The sequence below is a fragment of the Actomonas spartinae genome (assembly GCF_051209155.1).
Taxonomy (GTDB): Bacteria; Verrucomicrobiota; Verrucomicrobiia; order Opitutales; family Opitutaceae; genus Actomonas.
In genome coordinates this window covers 110,922-132,549 of sequence record NZ_JBPJGB010000003.1, presented here as the reverse complement: position 1 = coordinate 132,549, position 21,628 = coordinate 110,922, and the positions used below count along the sequence as shown (strand labels likewise).

The 21,628-nt window shown below is 63.8% G+C and carries 16 protein-coding genes; 3 read left to right on the top strand and 13 right to left on the bottom strand.

Going from position 1 to position 21,628, the window contains the following annotated elements; all coding sequences use genetic code 11:
* Positions 1–23: 23 nt before the first annotated feature.
* On the bottom strand, positions 24–200 hold the full coding sequence (locus AC0MRV_RS15555) for a hypothetical protein (RefSeq protein WP_472765416.1): 177 nt from the start codon (positions 198–200) through the stop codon (positions 24–26).
* A 21-nt stretch (positions 201–221) separates the two neighbouring features.
* Positions 222–1,595, bottom strand: coding sequence for a purine-cytosine permease family protein (locus AC0MRV_RS15550; RefSeq protein WP_472765415.1), 1,374 nt, complete (start codon positions 1,593–1,595; stop codon positions 222–224).
* A gap of 134 nt (positions 1,596–1,729) precedes the next feature.
* Between AC0MRV_RS15550 and AC0MRV_RS15545 the strand changes: the two genes are divergently transcribed.
* Positions 1,730–2,083, top strand: coding sequence for a TfoX/Sxy family protein (locus tag AC0MRV_RS15545; RefSeq protein WP_472765414.1), 354 nt, complete (start codon positions 1,730–1,732; stop codon positions 2,081–2,083).
* A gap of 20 nt (positions 2,084–2,103) precedes the next feature.
* Here the strand turns inward: AC0MRV_RS15545 and AC0MRV_RS15540 are convergent, their stop codons facing one another.
* Positions 2,104–4,740, bottom strand: coding sequence for an ADOP family duplicated permease (locus AC0MRV_RS15540; RefSeq protein WP_472765413.1), 2,637 nt, complete (start codon positions 4,738–4,740; stop codon positions 2,104–2,106).
* A gap of 11 nt (positions 4,741–4,751) precedes the next feature.
* On the bottom strand, positions 4,752–5,033 hold the full coding sequence (locus AC0MRV_RS15535; protein ID WP_472765412.1) for a PadR family transcriptional regulator: 282 nt from the start codon (positions 5,031–5,033) through the stop codon (positions 4,752–4,754).
* Between AC0MRV_RS15535 and AC0MRV_RS15530 the strand changes: the two genes are divergently transcribed.
* The gene (locus AC0MRV_RS15530) at positions 5,013–5,783 is read left to right on the top strand and encodes a hypothetical protein (protein ID WP_472765411.1); all 771 of its coding nucleotides are present in this window, start codon (positions 5,013–5,015) and stop codon (positions 5,781–5,783) included. The genes AC0MRV_RS15535 and AC0MRV_RS15530 overlap by 21 nt on opposite strands.
* A gap of 6 nt (positions 5,784–5,789) precedes the next feature.
* On the opposite strand, the gene AC0MRV_RS15525 is transcribed toward AC0MRV_RS15530, so the two are convergent.
* The 8 genes from AC0MRV_RS15525 to AC0MRV_RS15490 form a co-directional block, all read right to left on the bottom strand.
* Positions 5,790–6,206, bottom strand: a complete 417-nt coding sequence (locus AC0MRV_RS15525; RefSeq protein WP_472765410.1) for a DUF3052 domain-containing protein — start codon at positions 6,204–6,206, stop codon at positions 5,790–5,792.
* A gap of 65 nt (positions 6,207–6,271) precedes the next feature.
* Entirely contained in the window at positions 6,272–7,045 is a 774-nt protein-coding gene (locus AC0MRV_RS15520; RefSeq protein WP_472765409.1) for a DUF4097 family beta strand repeat-containing protein, read from the bottom strand.
* Between the two features lie 53 nt (positions 7,046–7,098).
* Positions 7,099–9,588 (bottom strand): ABC transporter permease, encoded by a 2,490-nt coding sequence (locus tag AC0MRV_RS15515; protein ID WP_472765408.1) that lies wholly within the window; start codon positions 9,586–9,588, stop codon positions 7,099–7,101.
* Between the two features lie 24 nt (positions 9,589–9,612).
* On the bottom strand, positions 9,613–12,126 hold the full coding sequence (locus tag AC0MRV_RS15510) for an ABC transporter permease (RefSeq protein WP_472765407.1): 2,514 nt from the start codon (positions 12,124–12,126) through the stop codon (positions 9,613–9,615).
* Between the two features lie 256 nt (positions 12,127–12,382).
* Positions 12,383–13,705: an SMP-30/gluconolactonase/LRE family protein gene (locus tag AC0MRV_RS15505; protein ID WP_472765406.1), complete on the bottom strand. Its 1,323-nt coding sequence runs from the start codon at positions 13,703–13,705 to the stop codon at positions 12,383–12,385.
* On the bottom strand, positions 13,702–16,152 hold the full coding sequence (locus AC0MRV_RS15500; protein ID WP_472765405.1) for an ABC transporter permease: 2,451 nt from the start codon (positions 16,150–16,152) through the stop codon (positions 13,702–13,704). Before AC0MRV_RS15500 ends, AC0MRV_RS15505 begins: the two co-directional genes overlap by 4 nt.
* Positions 16,153–16,316: 164 nt before the next feature.
* Positions 16,317–17,018: an ABC transporter ATP-binding protein gene (locus tag AC0MRV_RS15495; RefSeq protein WP_472765404.1), complete on the bottom strand. Its 702-nt coding sequence runs from the start codon at positions 17,016–17,018 to the stop codon at positions 16,317–16,319.
* Positions 17,019–17,242: 224 nt separating this feature from the next.
* Positions 17,243–18,493 (bottom strand): efflux RND transporter periplasmic adaptor subunit, encoded by a 1,251-nt coding sequence (locus tag AC0MRV_RS15490; RefSeq protein WP_472765403.1) that lies wholly within the window; start codon positions 18,491–18,493, stop codon positions 17,243–17,245.
* 462 nt (positions 18,494–18,955) lie between these two features.
* Between AC0MRV_RS15490 and AC0MRV_RS15485 the strand changes: the two genes are divergently transcribed.
* Positions 18,956–19,810: a hypothetical protein gene (locus tag AC0MRV_RS15485; RefSeq protein ID WP_472765402.1), complete on the top strand. Its 855-nt coding sequence runs from the start codon at positions 18,956–18,958 to the stop codon at positions 19,808–19,810.
* 48 nt (positions 19,811–19,858) lie between these two features.
* On the opposite strand, the gene AC0MRV_RS15480 is transcribed toward AC0MRV_RS15485, so the two are convergent.
* Positions 19,859–21,607, bottom strand: coding sequence for a hypothetical protein (locus AC0MRV_RS15480; RefSeq protein ID WP_472765401.1), 1,749 nt, complete (start codon positions 21,605–21,607; stop codon positions 19,859–19,861).
* Between the last annotated feature and the right edge of the window lie 21 nt (positions 21,608–21,628).

Sequence of the window (21,628 nt, the reverse complement as noted above, 5' to 3'; positions counted from 1 at the left end):
AAAAAAGACCGGTGCGAGACCGGTCAGGCGGCCGCGTTTTTGCGGTCGCGCCACCAGGCGCTGGCAAACCATGTGAGCATCGCAATGACCAGCGCGGTGCGCAGGCCGGATTCGCTGAGCCGATCGGTGTAGTAGAGCAACGGTGCCGCGGCGGTGACGAGGAGCGAGAGGATGGAGACAAGATTGACGAAAGCTTTCATGGCGTCTGGGCGGCGGGAGGTTCAGGCGGTGACGGTCGCGGCGGCCGCGCTGCGTTTGGCCAGCACGGCGTAGAGGAGACCGCAGGCAATCCAGCAGGGCAACGGGAGGAAGTGGGCTGGGATGCCTTGGCCGAAGTGCAGCCACATCGCGATGCTGACCGGCAGCAGCCACGCGATCAGCACGTCGGTGTTGAAGGACAGGCCGCGTGCCATGGCCGGATCGCTCGGCACGTTCCAGCGCTTGGCGAGGAAGTAGTCGACGACGATGACGGCGCCGACCGGCGCGAGGATCGTGCCATAGAGTCCGACGAAACCGATGAGCTTCATGGCAAAGGCCGGGAAGACGCCGGCGATGGTGCAAACCGCACCGGCGAGCAGCGTGGCATGGGCACGCGAGGCGCGGGGCAAGGCCCCCTGGAAGGCGAGGCCGGCGCGGTAGATGGTGGGATTCGCGGTGGTCCAGCCGGCGATGATCACGCAGATGATACCGGCCCAGCCCACCGCGTCGTAGACCATGATGCCGGCGGGCACGCCTTCCGACGGATCGGCGCCGCGGGCACGGGTCCAGTAAACCAACAGCAAGGCGGCGCAAACCCAGGCGACGTAGTGGCCGAGATACATGCCGGCGGCAGCGGCCCAACCGGACGAGGGTTTGCGCGCGTAGCGCAGCACCGAAAGATCCGACATGCCGATGTGCATGGCGGCGTTGCAGAAGGCGGAGAAGAACGCGACGCCCCAGAACCCGATGTTTTGCTCCGTGCCGGGAGCCGGTTCGATGAGCGCCATGATGTCGGCGGTGCCAAGGCGCTTGAGGATGACCACGCCGCAGGCGACGAAAATGAGGAACATCCACGGCGCCGCGAGGGTGCCCACGCGGGCGACGACGTTGTAGCCCTTGATGGCGACGGCGGTCATGACCGCGCCGATGGCGACGCAGATGGCGGTCCAGGCAAAACCGGTCGGCAGCAGATCGTTGAAGCCCGGCATCCGCACATCGGGAAAGGGAACGCCGACCGCCGTGGCCGAGACGGTCACCATCGCGCCGGCGAGGAAGCAGAAGAGGATGCCGTTCGCGATGTTGTAGACGGTGACGAGTTTGCGACCGCAGATTTTCTCGAGTTTGAAGTAGAGCGTCTCGCGCAAGCCGGTCGCGATCTCGGCGGTGAGAAAGCGCCAGCACAACACCGCCACGAGGTTGCCAACCAGCAGACCCAGCAAGAGGTCCTTGGCGCCGACGCCCCAGGCAATGAAGAGCGGACCGATCATGAACTCGGTCCCGGCGGTGTGTTCGCCGGCATACATGCCCCAAAAGGCACGGTGGCCTTTCTGGGCGGATGCAGGCACGGGTTCGCGTTCGTATTCGACGACGTCGGGCGAGGTGGAGTCGGAAGCCATAGGGGGTGGGGATGGGCCGAACGGTGAAAGGGTAGGTTCGGTGGGGTGAGGCGTTATCGGGAATCCCTCGCGTCTAAACAAGCTTCCGATGGGAAGGGAGTTGCGAAGGTGGGGCCGGACAGTAAGAACCCGGCATGGCTTACGACGAAACCTTGGCGGACCGGGTGCGGCGGGAACTGCAGGCACAAGGCGTGGCGTTTGAGGAAAAGCGCATGATGGGCGGCCTCTGTTACTTGGTGGACGACAAGATGTGTGTCGGTGTCCACGAGGAGCGTCTGATGGTGCGCATATCGCCGGAGGAGGAGGCCGCGTTTCTTTCGGAGGCGGGCGCCGAGCCAATGGATTTCACCGGACGGCCGATGCGCGGTTATCTGTGGATTTACGACGAAGGCATGCGCACCCCGGCAAAATTAAAGCGATGGGTGGCGCGCGCGCTCGCGTTCAACCCACGGGCGAAATCGTCGAAGAAAAAGAAGCCCCGCGCGTAGCGATCGATCATGCGATCGAACTATTCGCCGCGCAGGGCGATGGCAGGGTCCACGCGGCTGGCGCGCAGCGCCGGGGAAGCGAGCGCGCCGAGTGCGGTGAGCAGCAGCAGGGTGGCGGCGCCCAGGTAAATCGTGAGATCGAAGGCCGGCGTTTGGTAAAGCCCGGCGGAGAGCACCCTCGCGACAGCCGCGGCCATCAGGCCGCCAAGCAGAATGCCGAGGCCAATCAGTCGCGTGCCTTGGGACAGCACGAGTTGCAGGACCGAGGCGGGTCGGGCGCCGAGCGCCATGCGCACGCCGATCTCGCGGGTTCGCTGCGCCACGCTCGTGTTCATGACCGCGTAGAGTCCGACCGTGGCCAGCAGCAATGCGATCGTGGCGAAGATGCCCAGCAACCATGCGGCGAGGCGCGGGAGACGCAGGTCGCGCGCAGCCAGCGCGGACAAGGCGTTCATGGCGAACACGGGTTGGCTGGGATCGATCTGCCGAACAACCGTGCGAACGGATTCGGCGAGGCTCTCGGGCGGCACCGTGGTGCGCAGCGCGAAGGCTTGGCTGCGCCACCCCGTCCACAGCGTAAGCGGGAAATACATCTGCGGAATTTCGGTTTCGCCGGTCAGGTCACGCAGGCGGATATCCTCCGCCACTCCGACCACGGTGTAGATGTTGTCGCCGCCGCCGGGATTGACCCGCTGGCCGATGGCCTCGCCATCCGGCCAAAAACGATCGGCCAAGCGACGACTGAGGATGATGGTCGGCGCGTCCCAATGGTTGTCTGCATCCGTGAACGCGCGCCCGGCGACCAACGGAATCCGCAGCACGGAGAAGTAGTTTGCGTCGATGATCCGCCAGGACGCCTGCACGGATTCCTCAGGAGCCACCGCTGCGGGATCGACGGGAAACACGTTCAGACTGGTGCGACCCTCGCCAAAGGGTAGCCCGCTGGTTTGGGCGACCGACTCGACGCCGGGTAGCGCGGCGAGTTCGGCGTGCATCCGCTGATAGAGGTTGAGCAAGTCCGCACTGCGACGATACCCGACCTCATCCGGCGTGAATTGAAAGGTCAGCACGTTCTGCGCGTCGAAGCCCGGATCCGTCGCCCGCAGGCGCTCGAAGCTGCGCCACACCATTCCCGCGCCCACCAACAAAGAAAGCGAGAGCGCGACCTGCAGCACCACCAAGGTGTTGCGCAGGCGACTGCGGGAACGGTTGCCACCGGCCGATTTGGCGCCGCCGAGCCCGGTGGCGAGGGCGGTGTGCGAACCTTTCAACGCGGGCAACAGACCGGCGAGCAGCGTCGCCAGTCCGCAGGCGATCGCGGCGAAACCAAACGAGGGCAGACTCAGCCCCAGCTGGTCGATGCGCGGCAGATCCGCTGGCGCGAACGTGCGCAGCGCGCTGAGGCTCCAGTCGGCGAGTAACAACGCCAACAGGGTGCCCACGGATGCGAGAGTCAGCGTTTCGGCCAGCAGTTGCCGCATGATCTGCCCGCGAGTCGCGCCGAGTGAGATCCGAATGGCGATTTCGCGTTCGCGCGCCAGCGAGCGCGAGAGCAGGAGATTGGCGACATTGGCACAGGCGATGAGGAGCAACAATCCGACGGCCGCGAACAACACGTTCAGACCGCTGGACCACTCGGTGGGAATCACCTGCTCCGCCAAGGGTTCGAGATGCGCGTCCCAGCCCTTCATGGTTTCCGGATAGTTGGCTCGCAGGGAAGCGGCGAGGAGGTCGATTTCGGCTTCCGCCTGCGCCCGACTCACAGCTGGCTTCAACTTACCGATCACCGTGAGCCAGTGGTCGTCGCGCGCGACGCGGCCAGGGTCCGGCCGCAGGGGTAGCCAAACATCGGTTTGTCCCAAAAGATCCGCCGCGCCGTCGATCACGCCGATGATGCGATGGGGCACCCGATCAATGGTGATCTCCCTTTCCAGGACGTCGGAGCGACCGCCAAAGCGGTCTCGCCAGATTCGTTCGCTGATGATGGCGATGGCCTCGCCACCGGGGACATCCTCCGCCGCCGTGAATTCGCGACCGGTCAGCATGGGCCAACCAAACATCGCGGCGAAACCGGCGCTGACGGACACCTTTTGTCCATGGGTGGCGGACCCGCCGTTGATGGCGAGGCTGGTATTGCCGCCCGTGGTGCCGATCAAGGCCTCAAACGATGTCGCTTGGTCGCGGTAGTCGACAAAGTTGGGCACGGATTGCGAAAACTGTTCGATGCCCAGCTCCACGTTGTCCTCCCAAAAGAACATCAGGCGGTCCTGGTCCGCCACCGGCAGCGCGTTGCGCACGGTGGACTGAATGACGCTGAACATGGTGGTGCAGGCACCGAGACCGAGCGCGAGGGTGCTGATCGCCAGAACACTGAAACCCGGCGTGCGGGCCATGGAGCGGACGGCGAAGCGCAGATCGCGCAGTCCCGCGGTCAGGGCAGCGGGGCGCCAGGTGTCGCGGGAGGCTTCGACGTAAGTGTCGGCGAAGGCGCCGAATTCACGCGCGGTGGCCAGCTCGGCATCGCGTGGTGAGAGACCTTCGTCGCGAAATTGCTGATACAGTTGCTCCCGGTGAAAGGCCAGTTCCTCGTTGAGCGCAGCCTCTTGCCGGCGACGAGCGAAGAGGCCGCGGAACTTGAGGGCGAGGTGGGCAAGCATGTCGCGCAGCATCAGCCGTTCTCCGTTCCGTTTAGGACGCTGGTCATGGCGACCACAAAGGCCTCCCAGTGACCGTGTTCCTCCTCGAGTTGGCGCCGGCCCTTGCGGGAAAGGCGGTAAAATTTGGCACTGCGCCCGGCTTCGGAGACGCCCCATTCCGCGGTGATCCAACCTTTGGCTTCGAGGCGGTGCAGCGCGGGGTAAAGCGAACCCTGTTTGAGGGTGAGACGATCCTTCGACAACAGGGCGATGCGCTTGGCGATGTCCCAACCATGAAGTTTGTCGGCGGACACGGTTTTGAGGATCAACAGATCCAGCGTCCCCTGCAGCAGGTCTTGGCTCAGCTTGCTCACGTGGCGTTGATCATGGTGTCGGCATTCGACAACAAGCAAGCCCTATTGTCGGCATTCGACAACAAAGAGGTGGGTCGAAGTATCGCCCGAAAAGGGGGAGAAGAGCGTTGTCTTGGCCGGCCAGGAAGGGCACGGTGCGGCATGCTCCGGTCTGCTCGCACTGCTGTCATGGTCGCGCTCGGTTGTGCTCTCAGCGGCTGCCGTTGGTCGTCAACGGAATTGCAGACGGTCACGATTCAGCTGGATGCGGCGCCGACGGAGTCCGCCGCACCTCGATGGACCCTTACGCTTCCGGTGGATTTTCGCGGGAGTTTCGAGCTCAAGCTGATGAGCCGCTCCGAACCGTTGTTCGTGTGGCGTGGACGGGTGGAGAATTGGGGGGAGACGGTGCAACTTTCTCGCGTTGCGCATCCGGACGGAAAAATCGATTGGCGTTTCAACGTCGGCGACGGACTCAGCAACGTGGTCAGCCAAGCGTTTGTCGAACCTGGCGAAGGTCACGACGTCGTCACTCAACCGCTCAGGTATCATCAAAACCATTGGTGCATTTGGCGACTGGTTCCGAAGGACGACCCGAACGGCAATCCCACGCATTGGGCGGAATTGCAGTTCAACGAGCAGATGATCGAGGATCTCCCTTCGGCCGTCTACTCGCCACGGTCGGAAGGGGAGCGAGTCTCCGATCCGTGAGTGGCCTCACGTTCGCCGCCGGGCGAGGCGTAGGCCGGACCACGTGGCGTCGACCGCGCAGACCTTGATGTCGACGAGGCCGAATGGAAGGCACAATTCGCGAATGGTGTCTTCGGTGACAGTGCTGGGGACGCCGCTGCTTTTCTTGGGCCAGGAAATCCACAGGGTGGCTGGAGCGGGGTCCGCCGCGGCCCAGTGCTTGAGTTCTTTGGCGAGTTGGGCGCGGTCGGCGGTGAAGACGTGGACGAAATCAGGCCGAGCGTTGCGCCGTTGCACGAAGACCACGCCTTCGGGCAGGGGATCCAATAGGGACTCGTATTGGTCCGGTGCCCCGAGCGCCAACACCCGCTGGTCCGGTTTGATGCCGAGCTTCTTGGGTAAGGGGGTGCCGGAGTAGCCGGCCGGTTTGGTCGCTGCACTCATGTAGAGTGGACCTAAAAAAGCCCCGGTGTGAACCGGGGCTCAAGTTTGGAGTTGGGGGCGTGGGATCAGGAATCCATCGCTTGGATTTTGATCCCGCCGTTGACGGTGCTCATGTCGATGCGGGCGTTGCCGTCGCCGATCGTGCCGTTGAGGCTCTTGCGGCCGATCTTGCCTTTCATGGTGATCGGGATGTCGGCGTTGATGCTGCCATTGACGACCGAACCGTGAATGCTGGCGCCGGCGTCGGACGGGAGGCGGAGTTTAATGCCGCCATTGACCGTCGAAAGTTGCAGGCGAGCGGTGTCGGCCACCGTGTCGAACTCCGCGATCACGCCGCCATTGACTGTGCTGAGTTTTGCCGAACCGGCGAGGTTGCGGGCCGTGACCGCGCCGTTGACCGTCGATGCCTCCACATCGCCGCGCAGACCACTAAGTTCCACCCCGCCATTGACGGTGGAGATGTCCTTCAGACGGGCGGTCGCGGGCACCTTGATGGTGACATCGACCTGGCCGTCGACGTTGCCCCATTTGAACCAGCCTTTCTTTTTCGGCAGTTTCACCTTCAGACCAATATGGTCATGGTCGACGTCCCATTGCAGCTCGATGAGATCGAGGTCCTCCTGTGATTTGGCCTTCTTTTCGCCCTCGATGGCGTAGGCGTTGCGATCCCAGGTTTCGATGGTGATGCGGCCATTGATGTTGTGGACGGTGACGGTGCCGTCGGGGGCAAAGTTGCCCTCCATGGAAAAGGGCTCGGTGTGGCGACGGCCCCAGTCGGCGTGAGCGGAAAGCGTGAGGCCGAGGGCGGCCGCGAAGAGGAGCAGGGAACGTAGTTTCATGGTGATGCAAAGAACACGGCAGAACCGGTCAAAGTTACAGATGCGGGGAAGTTTTATTCAGATCGCAACGCGACCATGGGATCGACCCGGGTGGCGCGATGGGCGGGGAGGAAGGCGGCGAGCAGTGAAACGCCCAGCAGCACGAGGGCGCTGACGGTGTAAATGGTCGGGTCGAAGGCGGTGAGCCCGTAGAGTTGATTGCTCACCAGGCGCATGAGGCCGGCGGCCGCGACCAGGCCGAGCACGATGCCACTGGTGGCGAGCAACAGGGAGTCGCGGAGGATGAGCCAGCGCACCCCGGAAGGCAGGGCGCCCAGCGCCATGCGCAGGCCGATCTCGCCCGTGCGGCGCACAACGGCGAAGGCCAGCAGGCCATAAAGTCCAATCGCCGCGAGACCGAGGGCGAGTCCGCCGAACACCGCCGACAGGGTGGCGAAGAGGCGCTCTTCGCCAAGCAGGCGGTCGATCTGCTCATGCTGCGTGCGGAGTGCGATCACGGGCAACTGTGGCTCGAGCTCGTGCACAGCGTCGGTCACGGCCCTGCGCAGGGCCGCATCGGAGCCGCGGAAGCGAAGGGCAAAATGACCCGCGCGGGCATTCGGAATCTGGGCGTGCGGCAGGAACGCGGCGGGGCTTTGTTCCTCGCGGAGGTTGGCGTATTTGCCGTCGGCGACCACGCCCACGATCTCCGTATCCAGATTGTCATCACGGGAGCCGATGCGGCGGCCGATGGCGTTCTCGCCCGGGAAGAACTTCGTGGCGAAGGCCTGATTGACCAGGATCACCCGGGGCGCGTTGGCGCTGTCGGCGGCCGTGAGGTTGCGGCCGAGCAGGAGCGGCCAGCGCATGGTATCGAGAAAATCGGGCGACACGCCGTTCATCACGATGGTGCGCTCCAGCTCCGGGGTATGGGCGTGGCCCTCGATCGGCCGGGTGCTGGTCCAGCGTCCACCGGAGAGCAGTGGCACGCGGGAGAAAGCGGCGTTTTCCACCCCGGGCAAGGTGGCGAGACGATCCCGCACGCGGGTGTAGACCGCATCGAGCTGTTCGCGTTCGTAGCCCGCGGGCATCGCATCGAGCGAAAACAGCAGGAGGCCGTCGCGTTCGAAGCCAGGGTGGGTGCCGGCGAGGTTGGTGAGGGTGCGACTGAAGAGGCCGGCACCGATGAGCAACACGAGCGAAAGCGCGATCTGCAGAATCATGAGGGCCTTGGCCAAAGCGGAGCGCGGCGCCCCCAGGGCCTTGTGGCCCCCTTGGAAACCCTGCACGACATCGCGACGGGTGGCCCGCAGTGCCGGCAACGTGCCGAAGAGCACTCCGGTCAATCCAGCCACCGCGGCGGTGAAACCGAGCACGCGCCAGTCGAGGCTCAGGTCGACCGTGAAGCCACTGCCGCCGAAGGGACGCAGCGCGAGGAAAGCGTCGCGGGCCCACAGCGAGAGCAGCAGGCCGAGCGCGGCGCCAAGGAAACTGAGCAGGAGGCTTTCGGTAAGCAGTTGACCAATTAGGCGAGGGCGACTTGCGCCCAGTGCGATGCGCACGGCGAGTTCCCGTTCGCGGGCGGCTCCCCGGGCGAGCAGCAGGTTGGCGACATTGGCGCAGGCGACCAGCAGCACGAGACCGACGATGGCGGCGAGGACACGCAGCGAGGCGGAGTATTCGCGGCGCTCTTCATTGAGGCCGGTGGCGCCCGATTCGGTGCGGAGGCGCATGTGTTGATTTTCCCCGATTTCGAGGTGGCCCTCGTAGGAAGCCGCGAATCGCCCGGCCATCTCGGCGTTCACTTGGTCCATGGTCGCGCCATGCGCCATACGTCCCATGATGCGAAGGCCCCAGGCCCAGGGCTCGTAGGCTTCCGTGTCGCCGGGTTCGAGCAGTCGGTAGGTGTTGAGCGGAACGAAGACATCCTGCACCTCGCCAACCTGGCCGGTGCCGTTGAAGCCGGGCGCGGTCACACCGGCGATGGCAAAGGGAACTCCGTTGAGAGTGAGCGTTTCGTTCAGGATGGTGGCGGATCCGCCGAAACGGTTCTGCCAGTAGCGGTGAGAAATGACGGCGACGGGAGTGGCGCCCGGTTCATCGTCGGCCGCAGTGAGGCCGCGGCCCAGTTGCAGGCGCACGCCGAGCGCCTGGTGATAATTGCCCGACACCATGGCGGCGGTGCGGAGGTTTTCCGCCTGCCCTTGATAGATCGCGTTGACCTGCCACAGCGGTGAAAAGGCGAATACATCGGTCAGCGTTTGGCCGGGGGCACGGAAGTGCTCATAGGTCGCGAGCGAGAACGAGGTGCTGGTGCGTTCACCGGTCTCCGCGATCGTTTGTGAATGGCCGCTGTGCGAGCGCGGCCCGACGCCGTCGCTGGCCGCCCAGTTGAACAGCACCAACTGTTCGGGATGCTCAACCGGCAGGCGCTTAAGCAACATGCCATTGACGACGCTGAAGATCGCGGTGTTGGCACCGATACCGAGCGCGAGCGACAGGATGGTGACGGCCGCAAAACCGGGTGACTGGCGGAGCTGGCGGAGGGCGAAACGGAGGTTCATCGGGCGTCGTCGTCAGTCAGCGTCTCACTCCGAGCGGAGCGCCACCATGGGATCGACCCGGGTGGCGCGGCGGGCCGGCATGAAGGTGGCGAAGGCGGCGACGATGATGAGCAGGAGGCTCACGCCGATGTAGAGGTCGGGAGCCAGCGGGTTGACCTGGTTCAACTGCAGCACCTGTTGCAGGGTGTCGGGCGCGAGTAAGGCGAAGCCGACCACAAGCGTGAGGCCGATCCCGAGACCGATGCCCAGCTGCCAGCCGGCCTGCTTGAGCACCATGGCGAGCACGTTGCCGCCGCTGGCACCGAGCGCGAGGCGCACGCCGAATTCCTGGGTGCGTTGGTTGACCGAAAAACTCATCACACCGTAGAGACCAACGGCCGCAAGCGAGACGGCCACGATGCCAAAGAGGCCGAACATGGTGGCGACGATTTTGGTCTGGGTGGTGAAACTATCGATACTGGCGCGCGGCGTTTCGACGAAGTAGAGTGGCAGGTTGGGGTCCACGCGGTTGACCATGCCTTGCAGGGTGGTGACGAGGCCCTCCGGACGCTGGTTGCCGCGCGGCTTGACCAGGATGGTGCCAAACTGCTGCGCGACGGGCGCGTCCGCGATCGGGCCGAAGGCACTCGCAAAGTAAGGCACGTAGAAACCGGATTCATCGATCTGGGTGTTGAACGGCCCCTGCATGCGCACGTCGGCTACGACGCCGACGATCGTGCGCCACGGGCCCGCGTTTTGGCCGTTCTGTTGGATGGTGCGGAAGCGGCGTCCGAGGGCGGACTGACCCTCGAAGTGCTTGGTCGCGAAGCTGGAGTTGACGATCGCGATGGGTTCGCGCTGGTCACTGTCTTCGGTCGTGAAGACGCGGCCTTCGAGCAGGCGGACGTTCAGCGCGTCGAAGTAATCTGGCGAAACGTTTTCAAAGTTGGCGCGCAGACGGTCCGAATCGTCGAGGTATTGTTTGCCCTCAATCTCAACGGGTCCGTTGCCGGCAAAGACCATGCGGAAGCGGTTGGTGAGGGCGACGGATTCGAACTGACCCGATGCCTCGAGCTCGCGCAGAAGTTTCTCATAGAACAATTGGCGTTCGGTCGAAGTCGGGTAGTCGCCTTCCATCAAGCCCATGCGGGCGCCGAGCACGGATTCGGTGTCATAACCGTAGTCAATCGTGCGTTGGTTGTAGACCGAGCGGAGCTGGAGGGCGGTGAGAAGCAGCAACACGCAGGTCATGAAAATCTGCAGCACAACGAGGCCGCGGGTGAGCACCATCACGCCGCGCGAGGTGTTGCCCCGGCCGCCTTCCTTGAGGACCTCGACCGAGCTGGCCCGGGACGACATCCAGGCGGGCACAAAACCGGAAACGACCGCTGAAGCGGCGGTGACGCCGACCACGACCACGAGCACGGTGGGATCGAGATCAAAGGTCATCCAGGCCGGAATCGGGTTGGTGCCGGCGTGCACCATGGTGTCGAGGGCGTCGGTGCCCCACATGGCGATACCGATGCCGACGGTGGCGCCGATGCTGGCGAGCAGGAGGCTCTCGGTGAGCATCTGGCGGATGAGGCGACCACGGGTGGCGCCGAGTGAGGAGCGGATGGCGAGTTCCTTGGCGCGCAAGGTGGCGCGGGCGAACTGCATGTTCATCACGTTGACGCAGGCGATGAGCAGCACGACCACGCAGATGGCGAGCATGGCCAGCAGCATGGCGCGGATGTTGAAAGGCGTGAAGGCATCGCCCATCGGCCGCACATAGCCCATGGTGAACTGTTCGTTGGTGTCGGGGAAATCGGTGGCGAACTGGCGCGCCATCGCGGTGACCTCGGACTGCGCCTGCTCAAGGGTCACGCCGTCGGCGAGGCGGGCGAGCACCGCGATGAAGTTGACGTTGCGATCGTTGCGCGGGCGCACCGGGAAGGACGAATTGACCGGGATCCAGAGTTGCTCGTTGGCGGGGAAGGTGAAACCGGGCGGCATGATGCCAATGATCTCGCCGGGCGTGCCGTTCACCTGCACCGAGCGTCCGATCACGTTGGGGTCGCCGCCAAAATCGCTCTTCCACAACCCGTCGCTGATGATCACGGCTTTGTTCACGCCGGCCTGATCCTCCTCGGGCAGAAAGTCGCGACCGCGCACGGGGCTCACACCGAGCGTGCTGAAGAAGTTGTGCGTCACGTAACCACCGGTGTAGCGCTTCGGCTGGTTCTGGTAGGTGAGGTTGATGGTCGAACCGTTCAGGTAGCCCGCGAAGGAAGAGAAAGAATTCAGCCCCGCCTGCAGGTCAGCGAAGTCCGACGTCGTCATGCGGGAGTTGAAGTTGTTGGGCTGGAAACCCTCCGGATCGACGATCTGCACGTCGACCAATTGATCCGCCCGCGGGAAGTCGAAGGAGTGGAACAGCACGCCGTTGACGACCGCGTATTGGGTGGTCACGCCGCCGATGCCGATGGCGAGGACGAAGACAGCGAGGGCACAGAACGACTTCTCCTTTTGCAGGATGCGAAAGCCGATTTTGAGATCTTGAAAAAACGTTTCGAGCATTGGGCTGGTTAAGGTTGTTTTGAACCTTTGCACGCCTCGTGCCAGTCTAGCTGGAGAATCATAAGAGGCTAATGTATAATGCCTAACGAAATTTAAATTAAACCGGTTCCAGACTGTTTGGTCCGGTGCCGGAATACCGTATTCCCGATAATGGGACACCCTTTCCCATAGGGTTCGACTTTGGGTCGAGCCAAGGCGGACCGAGCCTGGACTGACACGAGGACAGGCCGCGCAGCGCTAACGTCACCCAGGCTCGTTACGGTGTCCGCCCGATGCGAAAGACCGACACCTCCCGTGCCGGATCGTCGGGTTCGGCGCGATCGCCGAAGTGTTTCCACCCCGCGTCGCCAATGACGAGAAAGCCGCCGGTGATCGGGGTGATGAGGGTCGGATCATCCAGGTGGGGGACGGCGGCGACCGCGACAGTCGGGGCACTGAGCCGAGGTGCTGCGTCGGCGGTCGTGCCTCGTTCGATGGTGAAACGCAGCAGTCGCCGCGGGGTGACACCGTTCTGCGCGGCGAGCAGGGTGTCACCGGAGCGCGCCAAGCCATCGATGCCGATGAGGCAGTGGGCCGGATCGGCGGGAAGCCATTGCACATCACCCGTGACGGTATCCACCAGATGAATGCCGGTCGAGTAGTCGGAAACGAACAGCCACCGACCATCGGCGGTGGGCGCGATGCTTTGCAGGGAATGGCGCTCGCCCGGAAAGGTGATGGCGGTGAACACGCTGGCGGTCGTCTCTCCGGGGCGAATCCGCCAGATAATCGGCGTGGCACTGTCGGCGGCGTAAACCGTGCCGTCGGTGGTCACGGAAACGTCGACCACCGTGTGGGCGGTGGCGGCGTCGCCGTCGTCCAGCGGATAGGTGGTGCGCACTTGGCCGGTGGAGAGATCGATCGCGAGGAGGCGACTGTGGTCGGCGATGGTTTCGCTCCAAGCTGCGACCTCGGGCATCGCTGGCGAGCTGACCCAGAGCACACCACGCTCCGCGTCGATGCTGAGGCCGCCGACGCCGAAACCCGGATCGGGCGACGAGGCAAAATGCGTGAGTTCGCCGGAAACGGCGCGCACCCAGATTTCTCCGTGATGCAGGTCGGAAAGGAAGGTGCGACCGGTGCCCGGCTCGCTGACAATGCCTTCCCATAGACCGCCGTTGGCAGGAACGCTGAAGGCGAGGGAAGCGGCTCCGCGCGGCGACAGGTTTGTCGCCATGGTTTCGAGCGCGGACTGAAAAGCGGGATCGGCCGCGACTTGCTCGAAATCCTCACTGCCCGAGATCGGCATATGCAGACCCCATTTCGCCAGTTGGTGGACCGCGGCGGCGGCACCGGCCGGATCGCCATTCAGGGCATGGGCGGCGGCCAAATAGTAGACGTAGGTCGGGTGGTCACCACGGGCCTCGTTCGCAGTGAGCATGTGCTCGCGAAAGGCAGGGAGGTCGCCCCCGCGATAGGCCGCCACGGCGGTTTGCACGGCTGCCGCGGCGTCGGCGTAGCGTGAGCCATCGGGGACGGGGGCAGCGAAACCCGCGGCGAGGAGGATAAAAAACGCAGGGCCGATACGGCGCATGGTCATTCGGCGCGCATCGCGGCCATCGGGTCGATGCGGGTGGCCCGCCAACTGGACAGGTAACACGCGGCGAGAGCGACCCCCGCAAGCAAGGTCGGCACGATGATAAAGGTGGGCGGATCGTGCGGCGTGATGCCGTAGAGATTGCCGGCGAGCAGATTGGCCATGAGCACGGCGGCGATGATGCCGGCGCCGAGTCCGACCACGACGAGGTAGAAGCCCTTGCGCACGACTTCGCCCACAACTTCCGAAGCCGGTGCGCCGAGGGCCATGCGCAGCCCGATTTCGTGGCGGCGCATCGTGACCGAGAAGGTCATCACGCCATAGATGCCCACGCACGCGAGCAGGACGGCGATTACACCCGCGCAAAGGAAGAGGCGGGAGAAGAAGTATTGCTGCCAGATGGAGCGCAACACCACCTGCTCCATGGTGAAGACCTCGTAGATCGGCATGCTGCGATGAACGGCGAGCACCTCGTTGCCGATGGATTGGGCGAGCTCGTTGGGATCGCCTAGGGTCCGCACGAGCACGGTCATGAAGTTGCTGCCTTCCTGCTGCTGCGGCAGGTAAAGCGTGGGGATCGTCTCCGGTCGCTGGAGAAAGTGTTGCACGCTACCCACCACCCCCACGATGCGGAACGGCGCGGAATCTCTGCCTTGCTGCCATTTACCGGAATTGCCGAGTTCGCGCCCGACGAGCTCCGTCGGTTCGACGCCGACCGCGGCGGCGAACGCGGTGTCGACCACCACGGCGTTTGAGGTTTCGGCGGTGTGTTCGGCGGTAAAATCACGGCCGGCCACCAGCGGAATGCGCAAGGTGTCAAAGTAGCCCGCGGTGGCGGAGCGGTAGGTGACGCGGTCGAGGACGACGGGCGAATCGGCGGCCTGTAGCGGCAGCAGTTGAGCGCTGCCGATGCTTAGTCCGCTGTTCGGCATCTGCGATACCGCACCGGCGCGTTCGACTTCGGGCAAGCGTTCGAGCCGGCGGGGCAGGTCCGCGAAGAAGTCGGCCATTTCCTGCCCGTCCTCGGCGTAGCCAACCGGGAAACCGACGCGGAAAGTCAGCACGTTGCGGCGATCGTAGCCCGGATCGACGTCGGTGAGCTTGAAGAAACTGCGCGTCATCAGGCCGGCACCGACCAGCAGCACGAGCGACAGTGCAATTTCGATGATGACGATGCCGTTGCGCAGGCGCTGGCCGAAGGGACCTTGGTCGAGTCCGGTGCGGGAGCTTTCCTTGAGCCCGGCGGCAACATCCGGCTTTGAGTCGCGCAGCGCGGGCACGAGACCGAAGAGGAAACTGGCGAGGAAGCCGCACATCGCGGTGAAGATCAGCACGCGCCAGTCCGGCTCGAAGCGGAGCCAGAAAGGGTGATCAATCTCGAGCGAGGTGCGCACCCAGTCGATGCCCCACAAGCCGACAACGGCACCGGCGACGGCGCCGAGCATGCCGAGCACGAGGTTTTCGAGGGCGAGTTGGCGCAGGATCACGCCGCGGTTGGCGCCGAGCGCGATGCGCACCGCGATCTCGGGACCGCGGTCGCTGCCGCGCGAGAGTTGCAGGTTGGCAATGTTGGCACAGGCAATGAGGAAAATAGCCAGGCCGGCGGCGAAGAGCAGGAGCGTGAAATAGAGCGCATCTTTGACCTCCTCGTCGCGCCAGTGCACGACCGACACGCCGATGTCGGCATTGGTCTCAGGGTGTGTCTCGCTCAGGTCAGTCGCGATCTGGCTCAGCTCAGCCTGAGCACTGGCCACGCTCGCGCCCGGGGCGAGGGTGGCATGGGCTTTGTAGAAAAAGGTCCCGCGCTCCGTTGCCATGTCCTTGGCCGGGGCGAAGGAACTGGCGTTGAGTGGCAGCCAGATGTCGGAGTTTTCCGGATACCGCCAGTGTGGAGGCATGACGCCGACGATGCGGGTAAGCACACCGTTGAGTTCCAGCGAGGTTTGCGTGATCTCGGGGTCGCGGTCGAAGCGCTCGCGCCACACCGCGTGGGAAATCAACGCGACCGGCGGGGCATCCGGCTGGTCGTCGTCGGCGGTGAAGTTGCGGCCGAGATGCGGGGTCACGCCCAGCGCGTCAAAGGCCTCGGGGGAGATGCGGGTGCCGAGGATGCGCCACGGCCCCTGTTCGTTCTCCACGATGACCGTGAGGCTGGTGAACAGCCACATGGCGGAGAGCTGGGTCGTGCGGGCACGGTGGTCCTGCAGGTCGGCGTAGTTGAAGCCGATGTTGTAGAAGGCGCGCTCCGGATCGTTGGAGGGGCGCGTCTCGCTGACCCAGACCATGCGCTCGCCGTTGGTGGCGGCAGGCAGCGGACGAAAGAGCAGGGTATTGACGGCCGAGAAGCAGGTCGCCACCGCGCCAATGCCAATGCCCAGCGTGCCGATTGCGAGCACCGCGAAGAACGGGGCCTGGGTCAGCTTGCGCAGGGCGAGGCGGATGAGACTCATGGGCGGTGCGGGCGTCGGCGACTGGTGTCTCCAGTGCACGAATACGGCCGGTCAGGCTGACCGGCCGCTTCGTTTCAACACTACTACAACATTAACATGACTGTTGTTTCCATCCGTCCACGGGACGGGTGAAAGGGGGAGACGCCGCGGAGGCGTCGGGAAAATCAGGCGGTGGGATCCGTCTCGACCTGCTCCTGCACGACGCGACCGTCGAACACGTGGATGGTGCGGTCGGCGTTGCGGGCGAAGCGGGCGTCGTGGGTCACCATCACGATGGTGGCGCCGCCCTGGTGGAGCTCGGCGAGCAGGTCCATGACCGCTTCACCGTTCTTGGAGTCGAGGTTACCCGTCGGCTCGTCGGCGAGGAGCACGGCGGGATGGCCGGCGAGGGCGCGGGCCACGGCGACGCGCTGCTGTTGACCACCGGACAGTTGCGACGGGAGATGCTTGGCGCGGTGGCCCATACCGACCTTCTCGAGGGCCTCAAGCACGCGTTCCTTGCGTTCGCCCGAAGGCATGCCGCGGTAGGTGAGGGGGAGCTCGACGTTTTCGTAAACGGTGAGGTCACCGATGAGGTTGAAGGACTGGAAAATGAAGCCGATCTCGCGGTTGCGAATGCGGGCGCGCTCCGGAAGGGTCAGGCCCTGGACGGGGCGACTGTTGAGCAGGTAGGTGCCGTCGGTCGGGGTGTCGAGCAGGCCGAGGATGGAGAGCAGGGTGGACTTGCCGCAGCCGGAGGGGCCGGCGATGGAAACGTATTCGCCCTGATTGATCTCCATGTGAATGCCGGAGAGAGCGTGGGTTTCGACTTCGTCGGTGAGGAAGACTTTGGTGACGCCTTCGAGTTTGATGAGGGATTCAGACATGGTTGGAGGAGGTTGAATTTTGGATTTTCGATTTCGGATTCTTGATTGCAGGAAAGAGGGCAGCTGCGGATCAACCGGAAGACTGGCCGTCGGCGGCGACAAACGCGGCGAGCGCGGCGATGATGAGAAGGGCGGAGATCATGGCAGAAGCGTGGCGTGCTTGGGTGAGATAACCCGGAAGTGTGGCCATGGTTGCAGAAAAGTTTGGTGGAAGACGCAGATCGTCAGTCGAGACGCACGCGGTCGTGGGAGTCCCATTGGGACATGTCAGAGAGAATCACCTGGTCGCCGGGCTGCAGGCCGCGAATGACTTCGATGGTATTCACCGAACTGCGACCGAGCTGCACCTGGGTGCGGGTGGCGATGCCATCGGCGCCGAGTTTGAAGATGCCGACGGTGGAGCGCTCCTGACCGAAGGCGGGGCGGCCGACAAAGATCACGTCGTCGAGGCGTTCGAGCTCGATGGTGCCGTCGACCGAAAGATCGGGGCGGGCGCCGCGCGGCAGTTCGCCGTCCAGCGTGACGTCGACCAGCACGGTGCCGTTTTGCACGGCCGGATCGATGCGGACCACGTGCCCCTCGACGATACCGTTGCGGGTGTCGACCTTGGCGGACTGGCCGATGGTGATGTCCTTGGCCTGGGTTTCCGCGATGCGGATCTCGGCCTTGAGATCGGTCGGATCGGCGACGCGGGCGAGGTTCTGGCCGGGCTGCACTTGAGCGCCGACTTCGACGGGCAGGGCGGAGAGCACACCCTCCATGGAGGCACGCACCTTGAGGGCGTCGGCCTCGGCCTGGCGGAGGCGGGCCTGGGCTTCGAGGCGGGCGACCTCGGCCTCCTGCACGGCGAGTTGCGGCTTGATGGACTCCTGCGCGAAGGCGAATCGCTTCTGCTCGATGCCGTGGCGAGTGGCGGCCTCTTCGGCGCGCACCTTGGAGAGCTCGAGCTCAAGACGGGAGACGAGTCCGTCGGCGAAGAGTTCCTCGTTCACCTCGGCCTGCAGGCGGGAGGTCTCGTAGGAGGCCTTGGCGTTGGCGGCGGCGGACTCGGCGGCGAGCAACTGTGACTGGAGCTGGACCTTGAGGTTGGCCAGCTGGGCCTCGGCGGCCTGGAGAGAAGAGATCGCGGTTTCGGCGGCCTGGGTGACGTCGGGGTTGGAAAGTTCGAGGATGACACTGTCGGGCGTCACCATGGCACCGGGGCGGAGCAGGATGGTCTCGACGCGAGCCTGGGTGCGGGCGGCGACCCAACGGATGTTTTCCGGCACGAGGGTGCCGAGACCGCGAACCTGACGGACCATGGGGCCGCGCTGCACGGTATCGATCCAGACCAGATTGCGATCCATGGAAGGCGCGGCGGGTTTGAGGCGCGACAACCCGAAGGTCATGCCGCCGAGGGCGACCACCAGGATCACGATCATGGTGATGCGCTTCTTACGTTTTGCTGCTGCTTGGTTGGGCCGGGGGATATCCATGGTGCTTGTGTTGCCCATACAGATTGCAGGCCCCGTGCCAGCCCGGATAAAGCAATATTAGACGTTGGTATACAAAGAGATAAAATTTGGTAGAATTTGCGCGCTTCGACTAGGACCACGAAGCTGGGATGCCTCCGTCCCGGAAATGGGACAGGTTGGACATGGTCAAATCCCCAGCGGATTGCGTGGAAGGCGTGTCGGTTTTTCTCAGATCCCCCGCGCCAGAAGATTCCACGGTTCTTCGCGTCACCGCTTCATTTCCAAAATGAAATCCGCGAATCACAGAACTTGGCGTGGTCATTGCGCGCTTCGTTCGCTCTAGGTCTGGGGTATCCTTAGGGTCCGAGAGCCCAAGTTCCCTGCGGTGCGCTTCGCGGGTATTGAGCGAATGGTAGTGTGTTTGGCTTTCAATCTGCTCGTGCGGCGGGGCACGTTGACCAAGTTTTTTCCGCTAGAGGTGGCATGAGCAGGAAGTCCATCGAATCGAGCTCGCGACAGGGAATCGCGCCCGCGTCGGTCGCACAGTTTCTATGGGTGCAGGGAGCCCTGTCGCCCCTTGAGCAGCTTTGCCTGCAATCGTTTGTGGATCATGGTCACGCGGTTCATCTGTATGTCTACCATGAGGTGACTGGCGTTCCGTCGGCCGTGGAGTTGCGGGATGCCCGTGAGGTGCTGCCAGCGGAGTGTGTTTTCGAAGCCACAGCACCGGGAGGACTCGGATTCACCTCCTTTTCGAATCGTTTTCGCTATCACCTACTGGCGGAGCGTGGAGGTTGGTGGTTTGACACCGACGTGGTTTGCCTGAAGCCGATCCCGGCACCACGGACTTTGGAGATCGCATCCACCTGGGAGGGGGAATGGGGCCAGTGTCCGGTCGGTTGCGTATTGTGGTGCGATGCTGGTGATGTGCGTGTGATCGCGCTACGGGATCGGTGTGAAGAGATTCTGGCTGAAAAGCGCGAACTGGAATTCGGACGGGTTGGGACATTCCTGGTTCAAAACTTCGTGAAAGAACACAGCCTGCACGACTCGGTCGCGCCGTGGTGGAAGTATTGCCCATACCCGTGGCGATTGATCCAACTCACGGCTTCAGCGGATCGGACCGCGTGGCTCAAGGATGTCGCCCGGCACTTGAAGCACCGAGTGTGGGAGACCTGGAGCAGCCGGTTTCGCGGAGGGCGCCTAAGATCCGGAAGCTATGCACTGCACCTGCACACCGAAATCTGGCGGGCGCGCGGGATGGACAAGAACGGTCGTTATTACCGGCATAGTGTTTTTGAACAGCTGAAGCGGCAGCATGGAATCGGCGATGGCTGAGACGGTGAACGGTGCGGGCGGGCGGGCGCCATGGCACGTGCAGCCCAATTACGGGGCAGGCGCCGTGTCGGTCGCCTCGGGGCCAACAGGTGAAGTCGCTGACAGCACACGGTCGTTCCGCACGTAGATTCGGACCCCTTCCAGGTCATCCACCATCCGGTAGTTGTCTGCGATCAGCTGGGCCAGTGCGGGAAAGATTTCGTGGCCCTGAGTCGCGCGGTCTTCGAACATGAATTTGCCGGGGCCGACGGTATCGAGGAAGACCGGCGGCAGGGTTCGCTTGAATTCGACGAGATAAGTTTCCCGGAAGTATTCGCAGAGCGGATATGACGTGATGATTTGCCTCTCACTATGGGATTCCCGCGTGGCCATCAGCAGATGCGTCTCCAGGTAGTGTTTCTGTTCCCAGCCCCAGAGTCCCATGAATTCTCCAGGTGATGCAAAGGTTAAGACTGTTTGGGAGACCGAGCTCAGTCGGTGTTGCTGGTAGTGAATTAGGTTCGGCAGGTAGGGATGCGCGTGGCGCGCGCGCGGAAGAGCCTGAAGTGCCATGGCGAGGACCGCCATGCCGATCGCGGTGAATGCACGATGGCGCCCGCGTGGCGACGCATCCTGTCCAAGGACGAACCCGAGCCCCACGCTGGAGAGCAGACTGATTGGCATGATGAGGAACGCGAGGTAGTGCGGTGCGCTTCGGCCCGGAGCGAGGACCGCGTAAAGGCTCGTGAGGCAAAACACGCATCCGGTGACGAGCAGGGGGAGGAACGAGCTGAGGTTTCGGGGGCGCCGCGCGAGCAGCCCTATTGCAAACAAAGCTGAGCTTGCCAAATACGCCCGGTAACCGAGGGCCAGATGGGTCAGCCCCCAGAAATCCTTCAGCATATCCGCGAACGACGCGGAACTGGCGTTCTTGTAGGCTATGTTGTGTTCGAAGTAGGCCGCCCAGGCATAAGGAAGGATGCCCGCTGCGAACGTCATCGTCGCGAAACCGAATGTCGCGACCAAGGAGCTTAATGCCAGCACGAGCACCTTGGTCCAGGCGGCCGGATTCCGCGGCCCAAGACGGGTAAACTCGAAAATCGAGAACAGAAGGAGCAGCGAGGCTGCAACGGGCGCTGCCTGCAGTTTTGCCCATGGCACGGCGCCCAGCAGAATGCCGCCGAATATCCAGTTGGGTCGGATCGTCGCAGGGGTGGCGGGTTCGGACGGTCGCAGCAAGGCCCAGATCCCCGTGCTCAACAGCAGGATCGATACGTGCTCGCTGGAATAGAGCACGAAGTTATGGTCAATGGTGAAGGCCCAGAAGAACCATGGCGGTAGCAGGCTCAGCCGGGCCGCGCCCTCCGGTAAAAAACGGCGCACGGTAAAATATTGCGCCAACAAGGCCGAGATCAGCATCAAGCCGCCGAGAAACCGCGCGGCTCCGTAGGAAAATTCCCACCCTATAAGGCGAATCAAGGTCAGCGGGTAAACATTGAGGGGGCCGTGAGTCGTGCCGTCGGCCGAGCGCCAAAAGACGAGGTCGGAAGCCAGCTTTTCGGCTTCCACGATCATCATCGTCTCGTCGACGTTGATTTCGGTTTCCGCGAAATACGCCGGCCATTGCACGACCAGAAAGGCCGCGGCGACAATCAGGCAGAAAAGCAGCGGCCGAGACTCGTCGCTGCGGGGGGCTTGGGCTCCACCCCGTTGTCGGAGCAACGGATAGAGGGCGATGACCACAACGCCACAAGCGGCGCAAGCTGACAGCACCGTGTAGGTCAACGGGTATTCGGTGAACCATTCCAGAATCTTCATCGCGGTTTCAAGTTACCCCTC